We start from the raw sequence: 23,206 nt of genomic DNA, 5'->3' as shown, positions 1-23,206 counted from the left end.
GGGGCCGGCTGCCGAGTGTCGGCGGAGGATCGATGATCCAGGCCCTGTTCAACGTGTTCCGCATCCCCGAGCTGCGCACCAAGGTGCTCTTCACCCTGGGCATGCTCGCGGTCTATCGCATCGGGATGTGGATCCCGCTGCCGGGCGTCAACCAGTCCGCGTTGGCGTCGTATTTCCAGCTCCAGCAAGACGAAGGCGGTGCGGCCGGCCGCCTCATGAACTACGTCTCGGTGTTCAGCGGCGGGCAGATGTCCCAGTCGACCATCTTCGGCCTGGGCATCATGCCGTACATCTCGGCGGCCATCATCTTCCAGCTCCTGGGCTCGGTCGTCCCTGCCCTCAAGGCCCTGAAGGATGAGGGGCCCACGGGCCAGCAGAAGATCCAGGAATGGACCCGCTACGCCACCGTCGGCCTGTGCATCGTTCAGGCCATCGGCTGGTTGTACTACATCTCTCGCCAGCCCGGCGGCGGTGGAGAGATGATGGTCTACGCCCAATGGCGGGTCAGCCCGCTGTGGTGGGTCATGGGCGTCACGGTGCTCACCGCGGGCACGGTCTTCCTGATGTGGCTCGGCGAGCAGATCGACCGCTTTGGCATCGGCAACGGCATGTCCATGATCATCATGGGCGGCATCCTGGCCGGCATGCCCACGGCGGTCACCTGGGTGTACCAGAACTTCGATCCATCCAAGCCCGATGGCCTGAACTGGATGAGCGTGATCCTGCTGGTGGCGGGCTTCGTGGCCGTCGTTGCGGGCTCGGTGCTCATGACCGTCGCCCAGCGACGCATCCCGATCCAGCAAGCCAAGCACACGCGCGGCCGGCGCACCTACGGCGGGCAGCGCAGCTACCTGCCCCTGCGCGTGAACCACGGCGGCGTGATGCCCATCATCTTCGCCAGCTCGCTGATGATCTTCCCCTCGGTCATCTTCAGCGGCATCTCCGAGGCCACCCAGCAGCAGGGCGGCATCCTGTTCACGCTGTCCAACTGGTTCGGCGATGCGCTCAATTACGGCCAGTTCCCCTACATCATGTTGCACGTCATCATGGTGTACTTCTTCAGCTACTTCTGGATCACCATCCAGTTCAACCCCGAAGAGATCAGCAAGCAGATGCGCGACCACGGCTCGTTCATCCCCGGGCTGCGCCCCGGGCCGAGAACCGCCGAGTACCTCGAAGCGGTGATGGAACGCCTGACGTACGTCGGTGGTGCCTTCCTCGCGGTCATCGCGGTGCTGCCGATGCTGGTGAGCGTGGGCATGGGCGTCCCCTTCCACGTCACCCAGTTCCTGGGCGGCACGGGTTTGCTCATCGTTGTCGCGGTGATCCTGGACTTCGTCCAACGCATCGAGGCCAACCTGCTGATGCGCAACTACGCCGGGTTCCTCGGCGGGCAGGACGGCACGGGCAAGGGGCCCAAGCTCCGCGGGCCCAGGTAATGCCCCCGGCCGCGCGAAAGCTCCGCGGGCCGCAGCTCTACTCCGATTCCGATATCGCCGCGCTCTCGGGCGCGGCGTTTCTTGCGCGCTTGGTGCTCGACGAACTACTCGCCCAAGCTCGGTCGGGTGTTCTGCCGCTCGAACTGGCTTCGGTGTGCCTGGAGCGCATCGAGTTGGCTGGTGCCAAGCCCGTCATGGTCGATGTGATCGGCGACCAAGGCCAGCCATTTGGTCACGCCTGCGCGGTCAGCACCGACGACACCATCGCCCACGCCCTTCCCGACGAGCAGCCGCTCCGAACCGGCCAACTCGCCACCATCGACCTCATGCTCTCGCTCGACGGCTGGCATGCCGACGTGGCCGACACGGTCGTCGTCGGTGGTGGGGGGCATCCGCTGCTGGACGCCCTCGACGCCGTCTGGCAGGCCGGCCTGAAGGCCATCGCGCCCGGTGTGGCCTGGAGCGATGTTGCCGCCGCGATGGCCGGTGCCGCGGAGGCCCACGATGTAAGGCTTGTCCAAGGACTCGCCGGTCACGGCATCGGTCTGGCTCCCCATGAACTGCCTGCGCTGCCGCTTGTACCCAAGCCATCGGACCCGCCGGTGATTCTCAGGCCGGGCATGGTCTTTACGCTCGAGCCGGCCATCACCTCGGGGTCTGGCGGGACAGTCGATTCGGAGGATGGTTGGGCCATCCGAACGGCAGACGGATCGCCTGCGGTGGCCCGCGAAGCCATGATCGTCGTGGAAAACGAACAAACTCGCGTGCTCGGGGCTTCATGATTTGGTGACTCTGCGACCGCAGCGGGGTACAATCCCCTTCGCACCGGGCTGGGTCCGGGCGAGTGATAGTATTGACTTGAGCGAGGTGGCCGATGAAGGTGAAAGCAAGCGTCAAGAGGCGGTCGAAGGACTGCCAGATCGTCCGCCGTCGCGGCCGGGTCTACATCATCAACAAGAAGAACCCCCGCTTCAAGCAGCGCCAGGGCTGATTGTCGGCTGAATTGGCCAAGGGCCAGGGAGCACACACGTGCCGCGTATTGCAGGTATTGACATCCCCGATCGCAAGAAGATCTACTACGCCCTGCAGTACGTGCATGGCATCGGCCCGAAGTTCGCGATGGACGTGCTGGGCGAGGCCCAGATCGATCCCAACCGTCGCGCCAACGACCTGACCGAGCAGGAGGTCGCCCAGATCGGTGCGATCATCGACGGTAACTACATCGTCGAGGGTGCCCTGCGTCGCCAGGTCGGCCAGAACATCCAACGCCTTAAGGACACCCGGGCCTACCGCGGCGAGCGTCACCGCCGCGGCCTACCGAGCCGAGGCCAGCGCACGCGCTGCAACGCTCGCACCCGCAAGGGTCGCAAGAAGACCGTGGCCGGCAAGAAGGGCGTCAAGGGCTAAGCGGCGTGCGCCGCAGGCATTGGGGATCAGGCATCAGGCACTAGTTCAGAACCGACACCATTCGCGAGCTTCCAGCCCGGTCTTCACTGGGAACCCAAAGTGGAAGCAACTGGAGCGATGACTCGATGGCGAAGAAGACCAAGAAGATTCGGAAGAACGTCGTCCGTGGGATCATCCACGTCAAGGCGACCAACAACAACACGATGATCACCATCACCGATACCAACGGCGAGACCCTCGCCTGGGATTCGGCCGGCACCATCGGCTTCAAGGGCGCCCGCAAGGCCACGCCCTTCGCCGCCACCCGCGCGGGCGAGAGCGTGGGCCAGAAGGTCCGCAAGATGGGCATGAGCGAGGCCGAGGTCCGCATCCGCGGCACCGGCGGCGGGCGCGAGGCCGCCGTCAACGGCGTGGTCTCCACCGGCGTCCGCGTGACCGCCATCGAGGACCACACCCCCGTGCCCCACAACGGCTGCCGGCCCCCCAAGAAGCGTCGCGTCTAAGACCAATTCGCGTCGCGTCTAACGCCGCTTCGCCGACTCGAACTTCCGGCCGCGTTCCCTAACAGGATCGCGACCGCTTCCAAGGCCCTCGAACAGAAGGAACCACCCGGCCCATTGCTGGCGGCGCCGGTGAGCGTTCCGTGAATCGAGCAGGCTTGCCCCCGTTCCGGCACGTGCCGCCAGCACAAAAGAGGTAGACCTATGCGCGTTCGCTGGCGTGGCCTGGAACTCCCCAATCGCGTTGTCTCTGATCCCAAGTTCAACAACACCACCTTTGGTCGCTTCAGTGTCGAGCCCTTCGAGCGCGGCTTCGGCACGACCATCGGCAACAGCCTCCGCCGCATCCTGCTGAGCTCCATCGAGGGCGCGGCCGTCACCGCCGTCAAGATCAAGGGTGCCAGCCACGAGTTCGAGACGCTACCCGGCGTGCTCGAGGACGTGACCGATCTGGTCCTGAACATCAAGAATCTTGTCTTGAAGCTCGAGGGCGACGAGCCCCGCGTCATGCACCTGGCCGCCCAGGGCCCGGGCGAGGTGACCGCCGACCTCATCGAGGCCGACACCAACGTCACCATCGTTAACAAGGACCTGGTGCTCTGCACGCTCACCAGCGAGATCGACTTCGAGATGGAGCTGCACGTCTCCAAGGGCCGCGGCTACGTGCCCGCTAACGAGCACCTCGCCCGCCGCGACGAGCAGGACATCGGCCTGATCGCCGTCGACTCGATCTTCAGCCCCGTCCACCGCGTGCGCTACCACGTCGAGGACACCCGCGTCGGCCAGCGGACCAACTACGACAAGCTGTCCATGGACATCTGGACCGACGGCACGCTGACGCCCGAGATGGCCCTGGTCGAGGCCGGCAAGATCCTACGCAAGCACCTGAACCCCTTCGTCCAGTACTTCGAGCTGGGCCAGGAGCGTGTCAGCGAGGAGGCCGCCGCGGCCGCGGGCGTCGACGAGGGTCTCATCCGCAAGCTCAACCAGCCCATCAGCGAGCTCGAGCTCAGCGTCCGGGCCAGCAACTGCCTGGAGAGCGCCAAGCTCTACACCGTGGGCTCGGTCATCATGCAGACCGAGAGCGAGCTGCTCAAGCTCCGCAGCTTCGGCCGCACGAGCCTCCGCGAGGTCAAGAAGAAGCTCACCGAGATGGGCCTGGAGCTCGGCATGGACCTGCCCGAGGGCTACGCCCCAGAGGTGGTTCAGCTCTGAGCGCTCCGTAGAGCCCTCCGGGCTCACACTCGCTTTGTCCTGATGGGCAGGGTGGGCTAGAATCTCGACCCGTTCGGCAGCGGTGATCGCTCCCGTCGGCTGTTTGGTTCCCCCCGGGTCTTCCCGGCTCCGTGAAGGACTCCCGTCATGCGCCACCGTAAAGCAGGCTTCAAGCTCGGCCGCACCCGCACGCACCGCCAGGCGATGCTGCGCAACATGGCCGCCTCGCTCTTCGAGCATGGGCAGATCGTCACCAGCGTGCCCAAGGCCAAGGCCCTGCAGCCGATGGTCGAGAAGATCATCACCAAGGCCAAGAAGGGCGACCTCCACAGCCGCCGGCAGGTCATCGCCATCCTCGGCCGGGACCGCAAGGCCTTCGACTGGCTCTACACGCCCAAGAACGCCGACGAGGCCGCCAAGCAGCGCGTGGCCGACCAGCGCGAGCGCACCGAGAAGTTCTTCGACATCCCAAGCGACGACCAGGTCGAGCGCAACCGCTACGGCGAGCTTCGCAAGGCCCCCAAGCTGGTCCGCCACATCTTCGAGAACGTGGCCCCCCGCTTCGAGGACCGCCAGGGCGGTTACACCCGCATCGTCCGCATCGGCTACCACCGCCTGGGCGACGCCACCGAGATGTGCGTGATCCAGTTCGTCGGCGCCGAGGAGGGCCCCGAGATCGGCGGCAACCCCAGCCGCCGCCGCCGCCAGGCCGACAAGCGTTCGGCGTACAACGCGAAGCTCCGCAAGGAGCGTGGTGGGGACAAGGCCGCCGCGACGGCGACGGCCGAGCCGAAGTCCGAGGAGTCCGAGGGCTCGGGCGAGTCGTCCGAGTCCTGAAGGGACTCAGCTTCGCTGGAATGGAACGAGCCCACGTCGTTTTGGCGTGGGTTTTCTTTTGCCCGGATTTGGCAATGGGCAATAGGCAATGGGTCGGAGCCGGACTTCCTGACGAGCCGCTGGCGTGAGCCAGCGGACAGGACGCGCCGGAGTCTGTCGTGCTGTCTTGTCCGCTGGCTCACGCCAGCGGCTCGTAAAGAAAAGCGTGCCGCCTCCGACCCGCTCCCCCGCTCCCAGTGGGGGAGCTGCCGAGTCTCCGAAGCTGGGGGGGGTCCTCAAGCAGTTGTCGACGGCCGATGATCGTATATTGATGGCTAGCATCGAGCTATGAGTGACGACAACTCCATCTCAGCCGTCAACCTCAGCGGTCTGTCAAAGCCCATCAATACTTTGATTGAGAAGATCTCTGGTGCGATAGAAGGCGGATGCAAGCCTTGGCAGATCAAGAGGGTCGCCAAAGCCGAGGCCGCGGCGGAACTGATTCACGCAGAGAACGAGATTGCTATCTCGGAACTTGAACTACGCGCGATGCGACGGTTTGTTAGCGAAGAAGCCAAGAAGCAAGCGAACATGGAATCGATTGCAGAGAAAGCATTTCCAAAACTACAAGCGGACACGGACGCTAACAAGATGGATGACGATTGGGTGGTTAACTTCTTTGAGAAATGCAGAGTTGTCTCGAGTGAACAGATGCAAGAGCTGTGGGCCAAAATTCTTGCTGGTGAAGCAAACTCACCTGGTTCAGTGTCTAAACGGGCTATCAATCTTCTCAGTGACATGGACCAATCGGAAGCCGAGACCTTTCAAACGCTGTGCCGTTTTGCTGTGCTCATCGACGAAAATGTTGTTCCGTTTGTAGACGAAGACGAGGGCATCTACGAGAATACAGGCCTGTACTTCGAGGATTTGGCTCACTTGGATAGTATTGGTCTCTTGCACTACGACGCTTTTGCCGGTTTCAATCAAAGGAATGTGCCAGAATCATTTGTGCTAGAATACTTTGGGACTGTGATTCAGTGTACTTTGTACAGTTCTGACGATTACAAGTACGTCACATCAACTGATCACAAGCAGAGCATTCCTATTGGCTATGCTATATTCACAGCTCCTGCAATCGAGTTGATGAAATTCTGTACGCCGACGCCGGTCGATGGCTTTGTTGAGTACCTTGTACATCGATGGAAAAACCATTCGCCCGTTGTGGTGAACCCGGATCAGAAGTGAGATCAACCGTGAAGCTGCTCGGACTTTCGACTCAACCCTGCGGTACCTATCCAAACTCTTTGCGAAGCTCCTCAAGGCGCCCTCAAATAATTTGGAAGCCTTCCCAAGTAATCTCGAAGGCCCGCGAAACTCTTTCGAAGGCCTCCCAAACGATTTCGAAGGCCCGCGAAATTACTTCGAAGGTCTCTCAAACGGTTTCGAAGGCCCCTCAAACAGTTTCGAAGGCCTTCGAAATCATTTCGAACAAGGGTTATGCGGACGGCCGAAACGCGATTGTGCCGTGAAATGGCCGGTTTGTAGGGTCGTGGGCTTTGTTTGGGTGATCTGGCGGCCGTGCCGGTTGTGATGATTTTGACGAATTTTGGGAATCGGACCAAAGTCGGGTTCCAGGACCGCCGAAACCTGGAACAGCGGTGGCGATGGGTCGCCGCGTGCTCAGGCCAACGAAGGGGAACGCGACTCACCGAGTCCCCCGACCGCGGTGAAACCACGATTCGAAAGGAATCGAGTCATGTCGGTACTCCCGACGAAACGTTCTGAACTGATCCAGTTCTTCACCCAGCGCCTGTCCTCGTGGCAGGCTGATCCGACCGCGATAGGCCTCTCGGTTGAAGCCGTCACGGAGCTGGCTGGAAAAACAGCCAGTGCATCTTCGCTGTATCAGACGGCTTTAACGAGCCGCCAGAGCAGCAAGGATGCGACTTTAGAGTACTACACCGGCACCGATGAGCTCCGCGACCTCGGCGCCGCCCTCGTGGCGACGATCAAGGCCTACGCCGAGACCACCGGGGACCCGGGCGTGTACGCCACGGCCAGCATCCCCGAGCCCGCCGACCCCAGCCCCAGCGCACCGCCGGCCGTGCCGACGAACATCGAGTTGTCGATGCGCACCAGCGGCGCGGTGGACATCCGGTGGGAGGGCTCGGTGGCCCAGGGCACGTTCTATGAGGTCCAGCGCAGCCTCACCGACGGGGTGAGCTGGACCACAATCACGAGCGTGCCCGCCCGCGAGACGTTGGACGCCGGCGTGCCCAGCGGCACGCCCAGGGCCTACTACCGCATCCGCGGGGTGAAGGGCGCCGCCGGCGCCGGCAGCCCCGACCGCCAGCCGCGCTACAGCGCGTGGACGGCGCCGCAAGTTGTGTTCCTGGGCGTGCCGGGCAACCAGCAGGAGGGCGCGACCCTCGCGGCCTGAGTTGTGTTCTTCGAAATCTCCGAGTCCGGTGGCGGCCGGGGGCGATGCTCCCGGCCGTTGCCGTGCGCGGATCTTGCAACACTCCCCGAGCGCAGCGCCTTGCTTTGCTCTCTGCGCCCTTTGCGACCTCTGCGTTCAAGATCTTCAACGCAGAGGTCGCAAAGGGCGCAGAGGGGGGAGTTGGGGGTCACGTGAGGGCGTTTGTCCGCGTGCTCACGCCCGCGGCTCGGGAGAAGGGATCACCCCTTCCTCCGCTCCAGCTCCGCATACGCGTTATGGCTATGGATGCTCTCAAAGTTCTCACTACTGATCGCGTACCACCGCACGCGATCATCCGCGTCCAACGCGATCGCCAGATCCCGCACGATGTCCTCGACGAACTTTGGGTTATCGAAGGCGTGCTCGGTCACGTACTTCTCGTCGGGCCGCTTGAGCAGGGCGAAGACTTCCAGTGAACTGGCACCCTCGCAGATCTCGACCAGATCCTCGATCCACATGGCGCCGGTGAAGCGGACGCTGGCCTTGATCTCGCAGCGCTGGTTGTGGGCGCCGTAGGCGGAGATCTCCTTGCTGCACGGGCAGAGGCTCGTGGCGGGTGCGGCGACGGTCATCACGAAATCGTCGTCACCATTGGCGGTACACTCGAAGGTCACCTCGTAGTCCATCAGGCTCTCGATGCCGGTGACCGGGGCCTTCTTCTTCATAAAGTAGGTGAAGCTGGCCGAGATGTGGGCCTCCTGCGCGTTCAGCCGATCGCGGATGGCGCGCGCGATGCCGGGGAACATCTCGGGCGTCAGCGGCTCGCACGCGTGGGCCTCGAGCACCTCGATGAAGCGGCTCATGTGCGTGCCCTTCTGGGTGTGGGGCAGGGCGACGTACATGCCGACCTTAGCGATCGAGCCCTGCTCGCCGCCGTCGCGGGTCCGCAGCTTGATGGGGTACACCACCTCACGCACGCCCACGCGGTCGATGGCGATCTCACGCGGGTCGGCGCTCGACTGCATGTCGGGCATGGACGAGTTGGAGGGCGTGTCTGAGGTGGGGGTCATGGTCAAAGGGGAACCTCTCGGATCGGGCAAGTATGCCGGGAAAGAACGCGGCCCTTAGCTCTCGGCCCGCTTGACGATCGACGCCGCCCACGCCAGGCCAATCGGCGTGCCCAGCAGCGTGCCGGCGGCCCAGTCGAGCGGGGTCAATCGAACAATGCCGGGCAGCGCCTGGGCGTACGCGGCCGCGAGGGCGGTGTCGGTGGGCACGGTCGCCATGGCGTAGGCGGGGCCGGCGATGGCCAGCAGCGCCGCCGCCGCGAGCGCGCCCAGCGCGGGGGTCTTGAGATCGACCAGCTTGACGACCACCGCGATGGCGATTGCCGCCAGCGCCGCGGCGGCGATGACCTGGCCCTTGAGGTCGGTGACCGCGAGCACCCAGGCCGCGGCACCACCGGCCGCGACGGCGATCACGACCGCCGCCACCGACCGACCCGAGAAGCTGAGCGAGTGCTCGGTCTCCATCGCTTCGGCCGATTGGGGCGTGATGTGCTCGCCCGGCTGGGGCGTGTGCCGCTGGGCGGCCAGAGCAACGGCGATACCGATGCCCACCAGGCACACGGCGACCAGCACGCCCTCGACCACGAACGCACCCCAGGGACCATCGCCGGTCGACGAGACGGCCGAAGCGGTGCTGGCCGACATCCCGGCCATCCAGCACATGACGATGCCAGCGCACGTGAGCCCGGGCCGCAGCCCGCACCGCCAGGCCGCGAGAGCGCCGATGCCCGCAGCCAGGATCGAGCCGAGCATCAGGGATATCACACCGATGATCGGGCTGGTCGAGACCACGGCCGTGCCCGCCGAGCCATCGGGCCCATCGGTGAGGCCCATGAGCAGGCCCGCGACGGGGCCGATCAGGACCAGCGCCACGATGTAGAGGATCCAGCGGACGGTTGCGTCGATCATGGTCGCTCCGGTCGGCCCCACGCCCCGACCACGAAGCCGGTAGGGCGGAAACCGATGCCCAACAGACGATTGTTGCCGCCCCGGCGGCCACTTCGACCCCCGGCAGGCCAAGGATCGGAGCATCCAGATCGTTTGGAGGGGATCACCCACGATGACCAGCCGTCCGCCGGAGTACGACCAGAGCGACCGAACCGCCCACCCGTGGACGGTCGCCGAGCCCGGCTCGTGGACGGAACTGGCCGAATCGACCGCGTTCGTGTTCCGAGCGGGCGGGCTGGCCTTCCATCCCGTGACGATCGCGTTGGCGGGGTTGGCCGCTCTTGCCGCCTCGTGGACGCTGCCGATCTCGGCCGAAGAACTCCTGCCATGGATGGGCGTTCAGGGCTTCTGGGGCACCGTCTGGGCCTGGGCCAAGCTCACCTGGCTCGTCCTGATCGTGTGCGTGTGCGGCACCGCCATCGCCCGGACGATCGCAGCCCGTCCGACGCGGGCGGAGGTCTGGGGGCGTTTCCCGACGATGCTCGCGAGCTGCGGTCTGTGCGTATCGACCTACGTCTCCGCGCTGGTCGGCATCATGCTGGCCACCTGGCTCGCCATCGCGGTGGGGGGCTGGATTGGCGGCTCCTTCGGCGGCGGGCTGGCGACCCTTCTTGGTTTTGCGGCGATGCTGAGCGTGGCACTCGCAACGATCCTCCTGCTGCTGGCCATCCCGGCAATCGCCACCAACGACGCCGACGCCCCGGACGCCATCCAGCGAGCCGCCGCCAACCTGATCGCCCGGCCGGGCCTCACCTTGGCGCTGATCGCGATTGTCTCGGCCTCGCTGGGCCTACTGGCGTTCGCGGCGACCACTTTGTTCGGAGTGGCCTACGCCCACGCCTTGGACGGGTGGGACGACGCGCCCGATCTGGTGTGGCTCCCCAGCACCCTGGTGCTGTTCGTCGTGCTCGCCTTCGGATGGGCCGCCTACACGCAGGTCTTGCTCACCCTCCGAGAGGTCGTGGATCGCGAGGATCGCGCGAGCTGCTGGGATCCCAGGCCCCAGGCCGAGGCCATCCACCAGGCGGTCGAGGCACGCGCCACCGTCTCCCGCGGTGGGACTTCTCCAGACCCAGAACCTGAGATCTAACCAACCTTTCTGAACCGAGATAAGCCTCCCGCGTGCAGGCCCGGGCCAATCTTGGCCGATGGAAGTCGCGTGCCGGTCGCCGATCGGCCGCATTTCTTGTGGCGGCAAGGCCTTACGAGCGTGGCAATTCCGGGGTGCGGGCGTATGCTGACATGATGCCGAATGGGTCGACTTGGGGACGGGCGTCCCGTCTGCGATCGCGGGCGGGGTTGGTGCCAGCCGTGCTGGTCGTGTTGTGCTGCGCCCCAACCACCCACGCCGCCCTCCAGCCCGTTGGCGAATCCCGGGGCAAGAGCAACAGCGAAATCGCCACGCCCGCGTCCGATCCGATTGCCGTTCTGGCATCGGCCGCCGACGAACCGGCCCGCCTCCAGGCCGCGCGCGAGGTGCTCAAGCGGTTCGCGACCGATTCCGGCCTCTCGGTCGCCAGGTCCTGGTTCGCCGAGGAGCCCGCCGCTTCGCTCCGCTTGCTCGACGCGACAGCCGAGGAGCAGTCCGACGCCGAAGCGCTGGCCGGCGCGCTCGTGCGCACCCTCCGCGTCGATGGTGAGAACGGCGATGCCCGCTGGAGCTTCGATGGCATCTCGAGCGATGCCCGCTCGGCGTGCCAACGGATCCTCTCGCGTTCGCTCGAGCCCGCATCGTGCGAGGCCCTGATCGCCTGGCTCGAGGCCTCGACCAACGGCCAGCGGCGTGCGGTCGCGCAAGCACTCATGGCCATGACCGGCCGGGAAGACCTCGCCGCCTCACCCGAGGCCTGGCGTCAGTGGTTCGCGCGCCACCAGCACCTGCCGCCGCTGGCCTGGCGGACGATGCTGGCCGATGGCGTGCGCGCTCGCGCGGAGCGTTTGGCCGAGCGCGAGCGCGAACTGCTGGCCAGACTCACCGACTCTTCGCGCCGGCTGTACGCCGCTCTCCCAGCCTCCGAGCGTCCCGCGGTGCTCGCGTCCATGCTCGCCGACGCCGAGCCCGCCGTCCGTCTCCTCGCGACGGATTTGTTGCTCCGCGATCTCGAGCGTGGCGTGCTGCCGAGCCCCGAGGTTGCTGCGGCCCTCATCGCCTTGCTCGAGGATCCGCAGGCCCAGATTCGCCAGGCCGCCGCGGTGCTCGTTGATCGCATCGTGCCCGCGGGTTCGGCGCCTCGCCTGAGCGTTGCCCTGCGCAAGGAAACCGAGCCCGAGGTCGCCGCCGTCATGCTGCGCGCCTTCCGCCGCTCGCCAGACGCGGCGGCGATCGACGCTGTCCTGCGCTGGCTGGAACACGGCGAGCCCACGCGCACCGGTGCCATGCGCGCCGTGCAGAGCCTGGTGAACACCGGATTCACACCCACGCCCGACCAGACCGAGCGCATCCTGGCAATCGCCAACGCCGACGAATCCACGGCGTGGGTCCCGTCGGGTGTCGCCGTGCTCGCACAACTCGGCAAAGAGCAGGGGCGTACCACCGTGCGGTCGCTGTTGTTCTCAGATCGTGCCGAGATCCGGCGTGCCGCCGCGGACGCCCTGGCCGCCCTGCCCCAGCACGTCGAAGACCTGCTCGTCGCGGCAGAGGCCGACCCTGCTCTTCTGCAATACGCCGCCGATGCCATCGCCCGTCACAAGCCCTGGGCCCCGCTCCTTCGCCGTGTTGCGCTGCTCGAACTCAGCACGCCAACGGATGGAACGGCCCTTGAACCCCTGCCAATCACGAGCGCACTCGCACGCTTTATGCCCGTGGGCGAGCGGCTGGCAGCGGCACAAGAACTCGCCCGCCGCCCGCTCGCCGTGCGAGCCATCCTGGGCCAGCCGACACGGAAGATGTTCGTCGAGGGCCCCGCTGGCGATCGTGCATTCGCCCAGGCCCGCTCACTCCTTGGCCTGCCCGAGCCCAAGTCCGAGCCGACTCCAGAAACGGCCGCGCCTCCAGAATCGAGCCAGCCCGCCGAACAACCAGCCGAGATCCCGCCAGGCGGCTGAGCAGGTCCGGGTGCGGTCAACCCCTGGGCTTGAGCCCTTCGAGCGGCTGCACGAAGTGCATCGTGATGAGGACGTACGGCTGGCGGCCGTATCGATACACGGTCCCGCTCACTTCGAAGGCGACCTGGTCGCCATAGCGGTTGACCGATTGCTCCATCGCTCGCAGCGAGCTGTTCGGCAGCACCAACAGTGGCGACTCCAAACCCGCGCCGTCGGCGTCCTGGTCGAACCGCAGCGTCCACAGACCGCGCTGCCGTTCGAGCCGGACCCGGCGCCGGATCAGCCGATCACCCTCCTGGAACGCGTCGCGTTCGACCGCCTCACCCTGGGGCCGCGCCTCACCGTTGGTCGCCTCTCGTACCGCTGGGGGTGATACCACTGGGGCTTCCAATGAGCGAGCCCGCGTACGCCCCGACTCGAGTTCTTCGGCGATCTTCCGCAACTCCGGGTCGATCCGCGAGAGCGGATCGACGCCCTGCCCGTCCGCATCTTGCTCGGCATCGGCCGGTGCGACCACGGGCGCGGTGATGACCGCGTAGTTCGTCGGCAAGAGGTAGTTCACGCGGTCGTATACCGTCAGGGCACCGGTCAGCCGCACCGCGGGCGATTCGAGCTCGCCCACCGATTCCACCAGTCGTTCGAGCTGGCGGCACGGCAGCAGCACCATCGCCTTGGCCTGCCCGTCGTCGCCCATGAACACGAACGCCCACTCGCCGTAGGGTGTCCGCCGGATCAGCCCGGGCCGCTCGGGCAGCACCGTGCCCTCGATGGCCAGCATGCCCGTACCACCGGAGCCCGGCTCGTTCGCACCGAGGAGGAGCTTGCGGATGGCCTCGGGAAGCGCAGCGGTCTCTTCCGGTTCTGCATCCTCCTGCGCGCAGGTAGGGCTGGTCGTGAGGCCGGCCAGGAACACCAACATGACAACACTCGGGCGATGGCTGTTCATCACCCAAGCGTATCGGTCCCATGGCCCGCGAGCCTGAACCGGGCCGATCAGAACACCGCGATACCGACCAGATCCAGCACCGTGCCGGTTGGCACGCCATGGCTCGTGGCCGGCGACGCCCGATCGATCGGATCCCAGTGCTCGAGCATCGCCACCAGCGGCCCGGTGCTCTCGATGGAGATCGTGAAGGCCAGCCCGCCGATGGGCAGGCCGAACAGGTCGTCGATCCGCCCGTCCACGTCCTCGACCTCCAGCGAATCCAGGCTCTTGGTCTCGACGATCCGCGTGCCATCGGCGAAGGTGAAGGTGATGGTCACGTCCTGCGAGATGGCCGTCGGGTTGAATAGGTACACGTCCTCGGTGCGGATCTCATCGCTACGGAGCCGCTCGATGAGGCCCTGATCGAAGAACCACGACTCGCTCGCCCGCGTCTCGGGCTGGGTGAAGATCAGGTTGCTCCGCCGCTCGGTCACGACGCTGACCGAGATCGCCGCGTCCGCCTCGTACACGATCGAGAAGTCGTCGTCCCCGCCGTTGAAGCCGACATCCCGCAGCGACACGCTGGCCGTGTCATTGGCGCCGACCGTTGCAGTGAATGTCGCCGGGCCGCTGATGGGGCCGTCGTCACGCTGGATCGTCGTGAACCGGATCTCGACCGTCTCGTCCGAGGGGTTGGCAATGAAGAACGTGGTGTCCTCGTCGGGGCCGCCGCCACCGTCGAATTCGGCGCTCAGCAGCGCGCCGGCCGCGGCCAGCGTCCGGTTGGGCAGCTCGATGGTCGCCACGTCACGCTCCAGGGCGTACCGCGTGCCCGCGAGCACGAGCATGTTGTCACTGGTCACTCGCGCGGTAAACACGCCCCGTGGCAGGTTCTCCATCTGCTGCAGGTTCCAGCCGCCGCGCCGGTCGCTCAGCACGGTCTGCTGGAACACGAACGTGCGGCCGCGGTTGTCTTCCAACTCCAACCGCACGGTTGTGCTGTCGTCGCCGGTGTTGTGGAAGACGACGAAGTCGCGCGAGGCCGCGTCGTCGCGGCGCAGGCCGGTGATTACGAAGTCGTCATCGCCAACCTCGACGAAGTGCTGGGCAGTTTGGGCATCGAAGTCGCTGTGCCGCAGCAACGCGGTCATGTCGTCGTCGCTCGTGCGCAGCACCAAGCTGTAGGGCTCGTCGGCCCTTACCAGGCTCGCGCCGTCGCCCCACACGGCGACCGAATCGGTGTCGCCCGCGTTCAGCGTGCCCTGGGCGATGCGGGTGATCTCGTCGCCCGCGCCATCACGCTCGTAGTGCGCCCACAGCTCCCAGTCGGCGCTACCGCTGTCGTCGGCGTAGGCCAGTTCGACCACCTCCACCACGCTGGGGGCGCTAAAGCCCTCGGGCATGTACAGGGCGTGGTCGAGCCCGGTGGTGTGGCTCAGCAGCTTGCGGGGCTCCAAGGTGTCGAATTCGATCCCGCCAGATTCGCGGTGAGCCGGGCGGTCGGTCGGGTTGGGCTTCGAGAACATCAGCATCTCCTCCGGATTGGCCCCAAGTCACGGGGCGGTACCGATTGTGCATGCAAAGGCCGCGCCACCCTGTCGCTTCTTCGTCAGGGCCCCCTATCCCAGCGGCCAAGGCCCGTGGTGGCCCCTTCAGGGTGCCATGCGTGGCCAGCAGGAGCCTATTCGCACTAAACCCCAACATTGCTCCAGCGGTGGGGGTAGGCAATACTCCCAGCCCATGCCGGCCTTCTGGCGACTCGCCAAGCTCATGCTCATCTTCAAGGGGCGTATCGCCCTGGCGCTGCTGTGCGCCGTGCTCTCGGGCGGTAGCCTGGCGATCGGCCTCTTGACCTCCTCGCCCATCGTCGACGGCCTGTTCAAAGAGCAACAGGGCCTCCAGAAGCTGGCCCTCGACCACAACGCCAAGGGCTCCTGGCAGTTCCCAGCCTGGCTGGTCGACAGCCTGCCCCAGGATGCTTGGCCCAGCATCGTCTTCCTGGTCATCCTCATCGCCGTGCTGGCGGTGTTTGCCGGGGTGTTCCAGTTCACCCACTCGTTCCTGGCCCTCACCGTGGTGCATCGCACGGTCATGCGCGTCCGCCGGCAGGCGTTCCGGGCCCTGCTCTTTATGCCCCTGCTGGCCGCCCAGCGCGGTTCGAGCGACGGCCAGGCCGACGCTTCTGCCGGCAGCGTTGGTGGCAGCGATGCCGTCAGCCGCCTCATCGCCGACGCGGACCAGCTCGCCTACGGCTTCGAGGCCCTGCTCAGCAAGGCCGTCACGCAGGTCACCAAGGGCCTTGGTGCCCTCGTTTTCGCGTTCATCATCGACTGGAAGCTCTCGCTGCTGGCCCTGATCATCGCGCCGGCGGTCTGGGGCGTCATTCGCTACTTTGGGCGTCGCATCAAGAAGGCATCGAAGGCTGCCATGGGTCATCGCGCCCAATTGCTCAGCATCGCCACCGAGGCCGCCCAGGCCCTGCGGGTGGTCAAGGCCTACACCGCCGAACGCCGCGAGACCCACCGCTTCAGCCTGGCCAATCGCCGTGTGTACCACCAGATGCTCAAGGCCCGCACAGCCCGGGCCTTGTCCAAGCCGTTCGTCGAGGTGCTCACGGTCCTCATCCTGGTGGTCCTCGTGCTTGTGGCGTTCTGGGCGATTACCAACGGTCGCCTCGAAGTGCCCGATTTTGTGAAGGTCCTCGCCGGCCTGGCCTTGGGCGGTGCCGCCCTCAAGCCCCTCACCGGCCTGCTCAACGACATGCAGACCTCCGCCGGCGCGGCCGAACGCCTCGAAGAACTCCTCAACGCCAGCACCGAGCCCGGCCACGAGGCCGGGCTCGAACGCCTGCCACGCCACAGCCGGGTCATCGAACTCAAGAACGTCTCGGTCCGCTACCCCGGCGCGCGCACGCCGGCGGTCGACGGCGTCTCGCTCTCGATCGAGCACGGCGAGCGCGTCGCCATCGTCGGCCCCAACGGCTCGGGCAAGACCACGCTGCTCGGCTTGCTCTACCGCCTCTACGACCCCGAGCAAGGGGCGGTCCTCGTCGACGGCCACGACCTTACGAAGGTCTCGGTCCGCTCCCTGCGTAAGCAGATCGGCGTGGTGAGCCAGGAGACCGTGCTGTTCGAGGGCAGCGTGCGGGACAACGTCGCCTATGGCAAGCCCACCGCCTCCGATGCCGAGGTGCAGGCCGCCCTCGACCGGGCCCGCGCCACCGAGTTTGTCGAGCAGATGCCAGGGGGCATGAAGGCCGCCATCGCCGAGCGGGGTACCTCGCTCTCGGGCGGGCAGCGGCAGCGGCTGGCGATCGCCCGGTCGATCTTGCGAGATCCGGCCATCCTGATCCTCGACGAGGCCACCAGCATGATCGACGCGGGCTCGGAGGCCCGCATCAACGAGGCCATGGACGAATTCAGCCAGGGCCGCACCACCGTGGTGGTCGCCCACCGCCTGAGCACGGTCCGCCGGGCCGATCGCATCGTTGTCCTTGCGGCCGGCAAGATCGTCGACATCGGCACCCACGACCAGCTCATGGCCCGCTGCGAGTTGTACCAGGACCTGGCCCGCACCCAGCTCCTGGGCGGCGAAGACACCGAGAACGACCGGTAAACCGAAGTCCAGCCGGGTTGACGCCGATAGCCCACCGGGTACCATGTTGGCTCGCCGTTGGGTGAGCACTCTTCCCGCCCGTCGGGGGGAAGCCCTCGGTGCCGCTGTAGCTCAGTGGTAGAGCGCACCCTTGGTAAGGGTGAGGTCGTGAGTTCAAATCTCACCAGCGGCTTTGGCAGCCTTCCGTACCGGCCCTTTGGGCCCATCTGAAGGCCGCCGCGTCCGGCCCCACGTCGGGTCTAACGAGTCTATAGTTCCCTCCGCCGATTTGCGGCGGGTGACGGGCTCGGGCAGACCACCCGGGCAACATGCAGACATCGCCGGTTCCGCGTGGATTCCGGCTTTGATTCATCAGGAAACCGGTCGGCCAGACGCCCTTTCAGCGGGGCGGCCGACGCGAAGGCAATGCTGGAGGTAGACGGCGATGGCAAAAGAGGTCTTCGAGCGGACCAAGCCGCACGTAAACGTTGGCACGATCGGCCACATCGATCACGGCAAGAGCACCCTGACCGCCGCCATGGCGGCCAGGTCGGCCGTCAAGCGCGGTGGCAAGGCCAAGACCTATGCCGAAATCACCAAGGGTGGTACCGTCCGTGACGCGTCCAAGACCGTGACGATCCACTCGTCGCACGTCGAGTACGAGACCGACAACCGCCACTACGCGCACGTCGATTGCCCGGGCCACGCCGATTACGTGAAGAACATGATCACCGGTGCCGCCCAGATGGACGGCGCCATCCTCGTGGTCTCGGCCGCCGACGGCCCCATGCCCCAGACGCGTGAGCACGTGCTGCTCGCCCGCCAGGTGGGCGTGCCCTACATCGTCGTCGCCCTGAACAAGGTCGACCTCGTCGACGATCCCGAGCTCCTCGAGCTCGTCGAGATGGAAGTCCGCGACCTGCTGAGCAAGTACGACTTCCCCGGCGACGACACCCCGATCGTCCACATCACCGCCAAGGCTGCCATCGAAGCGCCCAACGACGACGCCGCCAACAAGGGCGTCGACGAGCTCTTCGATGCCCTGGACTCCTACATCCCCGAGCCGCCCCGCGAGTCGGACAAGCCCTTCCTGATGGCCGTCGAGGACGTGTTCAGCATCAAGGGCCGCGGTACCGTGGCTACCGGCCGCATCGAGCGTGGCGTCGTCAAGGTCGGCGATGCCGCCGAGGTTGTCGGCCTGCGTCCCGAGCCGCTCAAGACCACCATCACCGGTGTTGAGATGTTCAACAAGGAGATGACCGAGGGCATGGCCGGCGACAACTGCGGCATCCTGCTCCGCGGCGTCGAGAAGAAGGAAATCCAGCGCGGCCAGGTCATCGTGAAGCCCGGCAGCATCAACACCCACCGCAAGTTCAAGGGTGAGGTCTACGTGCTGACCAAGGAGGAGGGCGGCCGCCACACCCCGTTCTTCTCGGGCTACAAACCCCAGTTCTACATGCGGACCACCGACGTGACCGGCCAGGTCAACCTCGTCGGCGGGGCCGAGATGTGCATGCCCGGCGATAACGTCGAGGTCGAGGTCGACCTCGAGGGCAAGCCCGTTGCCATGGAAGCCGGCCTCCGGTTCGCCGTCCGCGAGGGTGGCCGCACCATCGGTTCGGGCGTCGTCACCGAGATCATCGAGTAAGCACCTTTTCCTGTACGCCCAAAGAGGACGTGACCCATGGCTAAGAAAAAGGGCGCTGCCCGCGAATACGTCTGGCTCCAGTGCAGCGAGACCGGCGACCTCAACTACCGCACCTCGGTCAACGTTCGTGGTGGGCTGCCCGAGGGCATGAAAGAGGGCATCAACAAGTACTGCCCCCGCCTGCGCAAGCACACGATCCACAAGATCAAGCGCAAGTAAGGCCCCCAAGCCCACAGGGCGACATCTCGAACCAATCCACCGCGGCGGGCCACACAGCCCGCCGCGGTGTCGTTTTGATGCCATTGTGATGCACGCGGTTCAGGTCCGAGCCGCATCTGGCCGATTCTCTCCTTATCGAGTCTTGAAACTCGATTCTCGATGAGGTACACTCTGCTTATCGCCCCCGGCATCGCTTGCTGGAGCACCACACTCGGAGACGCACATGCACGTTTGCTCGACCCACGGTTGCCACGCCTCGCACGCCCACGCCGGCTTCTGCGCCGACTGCATGGCCGTCCATGCCGGTGGCCTGTCGATCTCGGTGCCCGCCGTCCTTGTGGTGGCTCTGGGCATTGGCTTGCTGGCCTACGCCGGCCGCCGTCTGCTGCGTGCCTCGCGTGCCACCGGCCTCGCCGCCGCCTGAGGGCCGCCGCTGGCTGACGCCAGATGACCGTTCCCTACTGGCAGAGATCCTCCAAACCCCAGACCATCGACGTCGACGCCGCCGTGGTCGGTGCGGGTGTCTGCGGCCTGTCCGCGGCGCTCCACCTGATCCGCCGCGGCCTTTCTGTCGTCGTGCTCGAACGCCACGCGCCCGGCTCGGGCGCGAGCTCCCGCAACGCCGGCTACCTCATGCGTGGGCTCGCCGAGAACTACCGCTCAGCACGCGACACGCTGGGGATTGAGACCGCCCAGCACGTCTGGCGCTGGAGCGAGGAAAACCTCCGCGGGCTCCAGTCCGAGGGCATCTCGGAGCTGCCGTCTTACAAGCACACTCCGAGTTGTTTGCTCGCTCTCGACCAGAACGAGGCCGACGAGCTCATCGAATCGGCGTCGCTCCTGCAAGCCGACGGTTTCGGCGTGCTGTTGAGTGAATCGGGCACGGACAGCGCTTGGGCCAGCGGTCTGCCCATCACCGGGCTGGTGAATCCCGGGGACGCGACGGTCAACCCTGCCGAACTCGTGGGTCTGCTCGCGAGCAAGCTCGGCACGGCGGTTCTCGCCGGGCAGGAAACCCACGCCATCGAGCCCGCGAGCACGCACGATGGCCATTGTGTCGTGCGGACCGCCGGCGCGACCGTGCACGCCCGGCGTGTGCTGGTGTGTACCAACGCGTACGCCGGCTCGCTGCTGCCGAATCTCGCGCCGATTGTGAGGCCCAACCGCGGGCAGATGCTCGCCCTGACCGCCGAGGGCGCGCGCCTGGACTACGCCTATTACGCCAATCGCGGGCACGAGTACATCCGCCAGACGCCCGACGGCACGATCGTCGTGGGCGGCTGCCGGAATCGCTTCACGCAAAACGAGCAGACCCTCGACGACCAATCGACCCCGCCGGTGCAGGAGGCCATCGAGAGCTTCGCGCGCATGCTGCTCGATCGCCCGATCAAAGTTGTGGCGCGGTGGGCGGGCACGATGGGCTTCTCGCCCGACGGCATGCCCCTGGTCGGCCCGGTGAGCGAGGACGACTCGGTCTGGTACTGCGGCGGGTTTACGGGCCACGGGATGTCGCTGGCTTATCGGACAGCCGCGGGTGCTGTTGCCGCCATGCTCGACGGCTCGGACGCCGATCCGCTGGCTGCCTCGTTCGCCCTTGGGCGTGTGGGGGCTCTGGAACGGGCCTGACGCTGCTCGCGCGCCGCAATATGGCGGTTGTGGGCCACTTTTTCACCATTTTCCGTCGCGGTCGGCCCCCGAGTGCTGTAATCTGTGCATCTGGGGCGGCCTTCTTCCACATGCCGCCTCGTGTAGGGGAATCCTCCGATGCGTAGAACCGTGCTTGCTGCCCTGCTGTCCGTCGTTGGTCTCACTGTCACCGCCCAGGCCTGCCCGGCTGACCTCGACGGCGATGGTGACCTGACCATCTTCGACTTCCTCGAGTTCCAGAACCTGTTCAGCTCGGGCGATCCGCTGGCCGACTTCGACGGCGACGGCGACCTGACCATCTTCGACTTCCTGGCGTTCCAGAACGCCTTCGACGCGGGGTGCCCGGCCGATATCACCGGCCTCGACCTGGCCGGCCGTTCGCTGGCCGCGTTCCCGCATATCGAGATCGTCGACACGTTCGTGTTCGGCCAGACCGCCGCCGTCGCGTTGGATCCAACGAAGCATCCCGGCCTGATGGGTGTTCCCGTGGACGTCTACGTCGTGCCGGCGCGCACCGAGGCGGAGTGGGATGCCGACCCCATGCTCGTTGATGCCCGGTCGACCGGGGAGCAGTCCGTGACCTTCCCCGGCGGTTCTCTGTCGGCCAACGTGTTCTCGCTGAACGCGACCGCGTTGCTCTCACCGGCCGAGACCGATCCCCGCGTGGCCGCGGGCTACGACATCGTGATCGACGCCGATCGCGATGGGATGATGTCCGAGGGCGATCTGGTCGACGGCCTCGGCGACGCCACGGGCATGTGGTACGCCAAGGACCTCACCCGCCTTGGCCCATACGATCGCGCCGACCCGCTCGACTACGCCGTGAGCTGGCCCGGCCTGCCGTCGCACCGCGTGCGTGAGCTGCTGGTGTACCCCGATGATCCGAGCCTGACGGACATGCCGCTGGTGATCATCGCGCACGGCAACGGGCACGACTACCGCTGGTACGACTACGTGCAGCAGCACCTGGCCAGCCACGGCTACGTGGTCATGAGCCACCAGAACGACACGATCCCCGGCATCGAGGCTGCCAGCGACAGCATGCTGCGGCACGCCGACGCGTTCATCAGTGGATACGCCTCGTTTGCGCCCGAACTGGCCGGCCGGATCGACACGTCGCGCATCATGTGGATCGGCCACAGCCGCGGCGGCGAGGGCGTGGTGCGCGCCACGAGCAAGATCGTCGACGGCGTGTACGTGCCGCAGAGCTACGGGCTGAGCGACTTCAAGGTCACAAGCAGCATCGCGCCGACGGTGTGGCGCGCGACGCTCAGCCAGATTCACGATCAGAACTACCACCTGCTGTTCGGCGCGGCCGACGGCGACGTGTGCGGTTGCCCGCACCGCGACGACCGCCAGAGCTACCAGCTCTACGAGCGTGGCACGGGATCGAAGCAGGTGACCTACGTGCATGGCGCCGACCACAACGACTTCAACTGCTGCGGGTTCAACGACTTCACCGGGCCTCCCGGCACGGCGATCGGCCGGCCCGAGGGCCAGCGCATCGCCAATGCGGCGTGGCTCGCGCTGGCCGAGCGATACCTGAAGGACAACATGTGGGCTGACGAGTTCGTCTGGCGCCACCAGCGGTCGCTCCAGTCGCCCAGCATCGCCCAGAGCTCGACCATCATCCGCGAGCAGAACCCCGGCCCGGCCGCGGGATACGTGATCGATGACTACCAGAGCGCACCCTCGACGACGGCGGCCAGCAGCGGCGCGACCGTGGGCTTCGACGTGGCGAGCCTGACCGAGGGGCGGCTCGAAGACAACGACTCGGCGTTCTCGACCAGCGGCACCGACCCGATGAACGGCATGACGCGCGCCAGCGCGAGCGCCAGCGATGATTCGGCCGGCGTGGTGTTCCAATGGGATAATGCTGATGGGGCGTACGAGTTTGGCTTGCCCGCCGGGCAGCGTGACCTGACCGGTTATGGCTCCATTAGCATGCGCGTCGCCCAATCGACGCGGCATCCGCTCACGACGGCGTCCATGGCCGGGCTCTTCTTTACGATCGAACTGGTCGACGGCGACGGCAACGCCAGCGCGGTGTCGACCGGGACGTACGCGACGCTCGTGCGAGATCCGTACCAACGCACGAGCTACGGCTCGGGGGCGGGCTGGCAGAACGAGTTCGAGACCATCCGGCTGCGGCTGATCGACTTCACCCGCGATGGCAGCGCCCTGGACCTTGGCGATATCGAGACTGTCCGGTTGCGCTTCGGTCCGAGCCATGGCTCGGACGAGGGGCGCATCGGTTTGGACGACGTGCGGCTGCTGCCCTAAGCCGCGCACAACCACGAGAGAAACACACACGCGA

At 66.2% G+C, this 23,206-nt stretch carries 21 protein-coding genes and 1 tRNA gene; 18 read left to right on the top strand and 4 right to left on the bottom strand.

Annotated features, from left to right (window positions below; all coding sequences use genetic code 11):
* Window positions 1-32: 32 nt before the first annotated feature.
* The 9 genes from secY to NCW75_08715 all read left to right on the top strand — a co-directional run bounded on the left by secY (window position 33) and on the right by NCW75_08715 (window position 7,817).
* The gene (gene secY / locus NCW75_08755) at window positions 33-1,439 is read left to right on the top strand and encodes a preprotein translocase subunit SecY (protein UYV11392.1); all 1,407 of its coding nucleotides are present in this window, start codon (window positions 33-35) and stop codon (window positions 1,437-1,439) included.
* Window positions 1,439-2,221, top strand: a complete 783-nt coding sequence (locus tag NCW75_08750; protein ID UYV11391.1) for a methionyl aminopeptidase — start codon at window positions 1,439-1,441, stop codon at window positions 2,219-2,221. Before secY ends, NCW75_08750 begins: the two co-directional genes overlap by 1 nt.
* 92 nt (window positions 2,222-2,313) lie before the next feature.
* On the top strand, window positions 2,314-2,430 hold the full coding sequence (gene ykgO / locus NCW75_08745) for a type B 50S ribosomal protein L36 (protein ID UYV11390.1): 117 nt from the start codon (window positions 2,314-2,316) through the stop codon (window positions 2,428-2,430).
* Window positions 2,431-2,468: 38 nt separating this feature from the next.
* Window positions 2,469-2,846, top strand: a complete 378-nt coding sequence (gene rpsM, locus NCW75_08740; protein ID UYV11389.1) for a 30S ribosomal protein S13 — start codon at window positions 2,469-2,471, stop codon at window positions 2,844-2,846.
* Between the two features lie 125 nt (window positions 2,847-2,971).
* Window positions 2,972-3,349, top strand: coding sequence for a 30S ribosomal protein S11 (rpsK, locus tag NCW75_08735; protein UYV11388.1), 378 nt, complete (start codon window positions 2,972-2,974; stop codon window positions 3,347-3,349).
* 201 nt (window positions 3,350-3,550) lie between these two features.
* Window positions 3,551-4,561 carry a DNA-directed RNA polymerase subunit alpha gene (locus NCW75_08730; GenBank protein UYV11387.1) on the top strand — a complete coding sequence of 337 codons (1,011 nt, stop codon included), beginning with the start codon at window positions 3,551-3,553 and terminating at the stop codon, window positions 4,559-4,561.
* Between the two features lie 147 nt (window positions 4,562-4,708).
* Complete coding sequence (gene rplQ / locus NCW75_08725; protein ID UYV11386.1) at window positions 4,709-5,398, top strand: 50S ribosomal protein L17; 690 nt, start codon at window positions 4,709-4,711, stop codon at window positions 5,396-5,398.
* Between the two features lie 327 nt (window positions 5,399-5,725).
* Complete coding sequence (locus NCW75_08720; protein UYV11385.1) at window positions 5,726-6,622, top strand: DUF2806 domain-containing protein; 897 nt, start codon at window positions 5,726-5,728, stop codon at window positions 6,620-6,622.
* A gap of 511 nt (window positions 6,623-7,133) precedes the next feature.
* Window positions 7,134-7,817 (top strand): hypothetical protein, encoded by a 684-nt coding sequence (locus NCW75_08715; GenBank protein UYV11384.1) that lies wholly within the window; start codon window positions 7,134-7,136, stop codon window positions 7,815-7,817.
* 239 nt (window positions 7,818-8,056) lie between these two features.
* Here the strand turns inward: NCW75_08715 and folE2 are convergent, their stop codons facing one another.
* Both folE2 and NCW75_08705 read right to left on the bottom strand, forming a co-directional pair.
* On the bottom strand, window positions 8,057-8,866 hold the full coding sequence (gene folE2 / locus NCW75_08710) for a GTP cyclohydrolase FolE2 (protein ID UYV11383.1): 810 nt from the start codon (window positions 8,864-8,866) through the stop codon (window positions 8,057-8,059).
* A gap of 54 nt (window positions 8,867-8,920) precedes the next feature.
* Window positions 8,921-9,772 (bottom strand): hypothetical protein, encoded by an 852-nt coding sequence (locus tag NCW75_08705; GenBank protein ID UYV11382.1) that lies wholly within the window; start codon window positions 9,770-9,772, stop codon window positions 8,921-8,923.
* Between the two features lie 151 nt (window positions 9,773-9,923).
* Here NCW75_08705 and NCW75_08700 point away from each other — a divergent pair, with 151 nt between their 5' ends.
* Window positions 9,924-10,901, top strand: coding sequence for a hypothetical protein (locus NCW75_08700; protein UYV11381.1), 978 nt, complete (start codon window positions 9,924-9,926; stop codon window positions 10,899-10,901).
* A 212-nt stretch (window positions 10,902-11,113) separates the two neighbouring features.
* Window positions 11,114-12,856 (top strand): hypothetical protein, encoded by a 1,743-nt coding sequence (locus NCW75_08695; GenBank protein ID UYV11380.1) that lies wholly within the window; start codon window positions 11,114-11,116, stop codon window positions 12,854-12,856.
* A gap of 16 nt (window positions 12,857-12,872) precedes the next feature.
* On the opposite strand, the gene NCW75_08690 is transcribed toward NCW75_08695, so the two are convergent.
* Window positions 12,873-13,802 (bottom strand): hypothetical protein, encoded by a 930-nt coding sequence (locus NCW75_08690; protein ID UYV11379.1) that lies wholly within the window; start codon window positions 13,800-13,802, stop codon window positions 12,873-12,875.
* A gap of 47 nt (window positions 13,803-13,849) precedes the next feature.
* Window positions 13,850-15,307 carry a hypothetical protein gene (locus tag NCW75_08685; GenBank protein ID UYV11378.1) on the bottom strand — a complete coding sequence of 486 codons (1,458 nt, stop codon included), beginning with the start codon at window positions 15,305-15,307 and terminating at the stop codon, window positions 13,850-13,852.
* Between the two features lie 214 nt (window positions 15,308-15,521).
* Here NCW75_08685 and NCW75_08680 point away from each other — a divergent pair, with 214 nt between their 5' ends.
* The 7 genes from NCW75_08680 to NCW75_08650 all read left to right on the top strand — a co-directional run bounded on the left by NCW75_08680 (window position 15,522) and on the right by NCW75_08650 (window position 23,172).
* A complete protein-coding gene (locus NCW75_08680) occupies window positions 15,522-17,396 on the top strand; it encodes an ABC transporter ATP-binding protein/permease (protein ID UYV11377.1) in 1,875 nt (624 codons plus the stop codon).
* Window positions 17,397-17,496: 100 nt separating this feature from the next.
* Window positions 17,497-17,568, top strand: a tRNA-Thr gene (locus tag NCW75_08675).
* A gap of 252 nt (window positions 17,569-17,820) precedes the next feature.
* Window positions 17,821-19,023: an elongation factor Tu gene (gene tuf, locus NCW75_08670; protein UYV11376.1), complete on the top strand. Its 1,203-nt coding sequence runs from the start codon at window positions 17,821-17,823 to the stop codon at window positions 19,021-19,023.
* A 36-nt stretch (window positions 19,024-19,059) separates the two neighbouring features.
* Window positions 19,060-19,242, top strand: a complete 183-nt coding sequence (gene rpmG / locus NCW75_08665) for a 50S ribosomal protein L33 (protein UYV11375.1) — start codon at window positions 19,060-19,062, stop codon at window positions 19,240-19,242.
* 223 nt (window positions 19,243-19,465) lie between these two features.
* The gene (locus tag NCW75_08660; protein ID UYV11374.1) at window positions 19,466-19,666 is read left to right on the top strand and encodes a hypothetical protein; all 201 of its coding nucleotides are present in this window, start codon (window positions 19,466-19,468) and stop codon (window positions 19,664-19,666) included.
* A gap of 23 nt (window positions 19,667-19,689) precedes the next feature.
* On the top strand, window positions 19,690-20,868 hold the full coding sequence (locus NCW75_08655) for an FAD-binding oxidoreductase (protein UYV11373.1): 1,179 nt from the start codon (window positions 19,690-19,692) through the stop codon (window positions 20,866-20,868).
* 138 nt (window positions 20,869-21,006) lie between these two features.
* Window positions 21,007-23,172 carry a hypothetical protein gene (locus tag NCW75_08650; protein ID UYV11372.1) on the top strand — a complete coding sequence of 722 codons (2,166 nt, stop codon included), beginning with the start codon at window positions 21,007-21,009 and terminating at the stop codon, window positions 23,170-23,172.
* The last annotated feature ends 34 nt before the right edge of the window (window positions 23,173-23,206 follow it).

Origin of the sequence: Phycisphaera sp., assembly GCA_025916675.1 — a bacterium.
Lineage (GTDB): Bacteria > Planctomycetota > Phycisphaerae > Phycisphaerales > UBA1924 > JAHCJI01.
The sequence above is the reverse complement of the archived record's forward strand: the minus strand, read 5'-3'. Positions and strand labels throughout refer to the sequence as shown.

What these genes read in the sequence shown, in the direction of transcription:
- secY (UYV11392.1), top strand. Translation starts at nt 33, where the DNA reads ATGATCCAGGCCCTGTTCAACGTGTTCCGCATCCCCGAGCTGCGCACC.
- NCW75_08750 (UYV11391.1), top strand. Translation starts at nt 1,439, where the DNA reads ATGCCCCCGGCCGCGCGAAAGCTCCGCGGGCCGCAGCTCTACTCCGAT.
- ykgO (UYV11390.1), top strand. Translation starts at nt 2,314, where the DNA reads ATGAAGGTGAAAGCAAGCGTCAAGAGGCGGTCGAAGGACTGCCAGATC.
- rpsK (UYV11388.1), top strand. Translation starts at nt 2,972, where the DNA reads ATGGCGAAGAAGACCAAGAAGATTCGGAAGAACGTCGTCCGTGGGATC.
- NCW75_08730 (UYV11387.1), top strand. Translation starts at nt 3,551, where the DNA reads ATGCGCGTTCGCTGGCGTGGCCTGGAACTCCCCAATCGCGTTGTCTCT.
- rplQ (UYV11386.1), top strand. Translation starts at nt 4,709, where the DNA reads ATGCGCCACCGTAAAGCAGGCTTCAAGCTCGGCCGCACCCGCACGCAC.
- NCW75_08720 (UYV11385.1), top strand. Translation starts at nt 5,726, where the DNA reads ATGAGTGACGACAACTCCATCTCAGCCGTCAACCTCAGCGGTCTGTCA.
- NCW75_08715 (UYV11384.1), top strand. Translation starts at nt 7,134, where the DNA reads ATGTCGGTACTCCCGACGAAACGTTCTGAACTGATCCAGTTCTTCACC.
- folE2 (UYV11383.1), bottom strand. Translation starts at nt 8,866, where the DNA reads ATGACCCCCACCTCAGACACGCCCTCCAACTCGTCCATGCCCGACATG.
- NCW75_08705 (UYV11382.1), bottom strand. Translation starts at nt 9,772, where the DNA reads ATGATCGACGCAACCGTCCGCTGGATCCTCTACATCGTGGCGCTGGTC.
- NCW75_08700 (UYV11381.1), top strand. Translation starts at nt 9,924, where the DNA reads ATGACCAGCCGTCCGCCGGAGTACGACCAGAGCGACCGAACCGCCCAC.
- NCW75_08690 (UYV11379.1), bottom strand. Translation starts at nt 13,802, where the DNA reads ATGAACAGCCATCGCCCGAGTGTTGTCATGTTGGTGTTCCTGGCCGGC.
- NCW75_08685 (UYV11378.1), bottom strand. Translation starts at nt 15,307, where the DNA reads ATGTTCTCGAAGCCCAACCCGACCGACCGCCCGGCTCACCGCGAATCT.
- NCW75_08680 (UYV11377.1), top strand. Translation starts at nt 15,522, where the DNA reads ATGCCGGCCTTCTGGCGACTCGCCAAGCTCATGCTCATCTTCAAGGGG.
- tuf (UYV11376.1), top strand. Translation starts at nt 17,821, where the DNA reads ATGGCAAAAGAGGTCTTCGAGCGGACCAAGCCGCACGTAAACGTTGGC.
- rpmG (UYV11375.1), top strand. Translation starts at nt 19,060, where the DNA reads ATGGCTAAGAAAAAGGGCGCTGCCCGCGAATACGTCTGGCTCCAGTGC.
- NCW75_08660 (UYV11374.1), top strand. Translation starts at nt 19,466, where the DNA reads ATGCACGTTTGCTCGACCCACGGTTGCCACGCCTCGCACGCCCACGCC.
- NCW75_08655 (UYV11373.1), top strand. Translation starts at nt 19,690, where the DNA reads ATGACCGTTCCCTACTGGCAGAGATCCTCCAAACCCCAGACCATCGAC.
- NCW75_08650 (UYV11372.1), top strand. Translation starts at nt 21,007, where the DNA reads ATGCGTAGAACCGTGCTTGCTGCCCTGCTGTCCGTCGTTGGTCTCACT.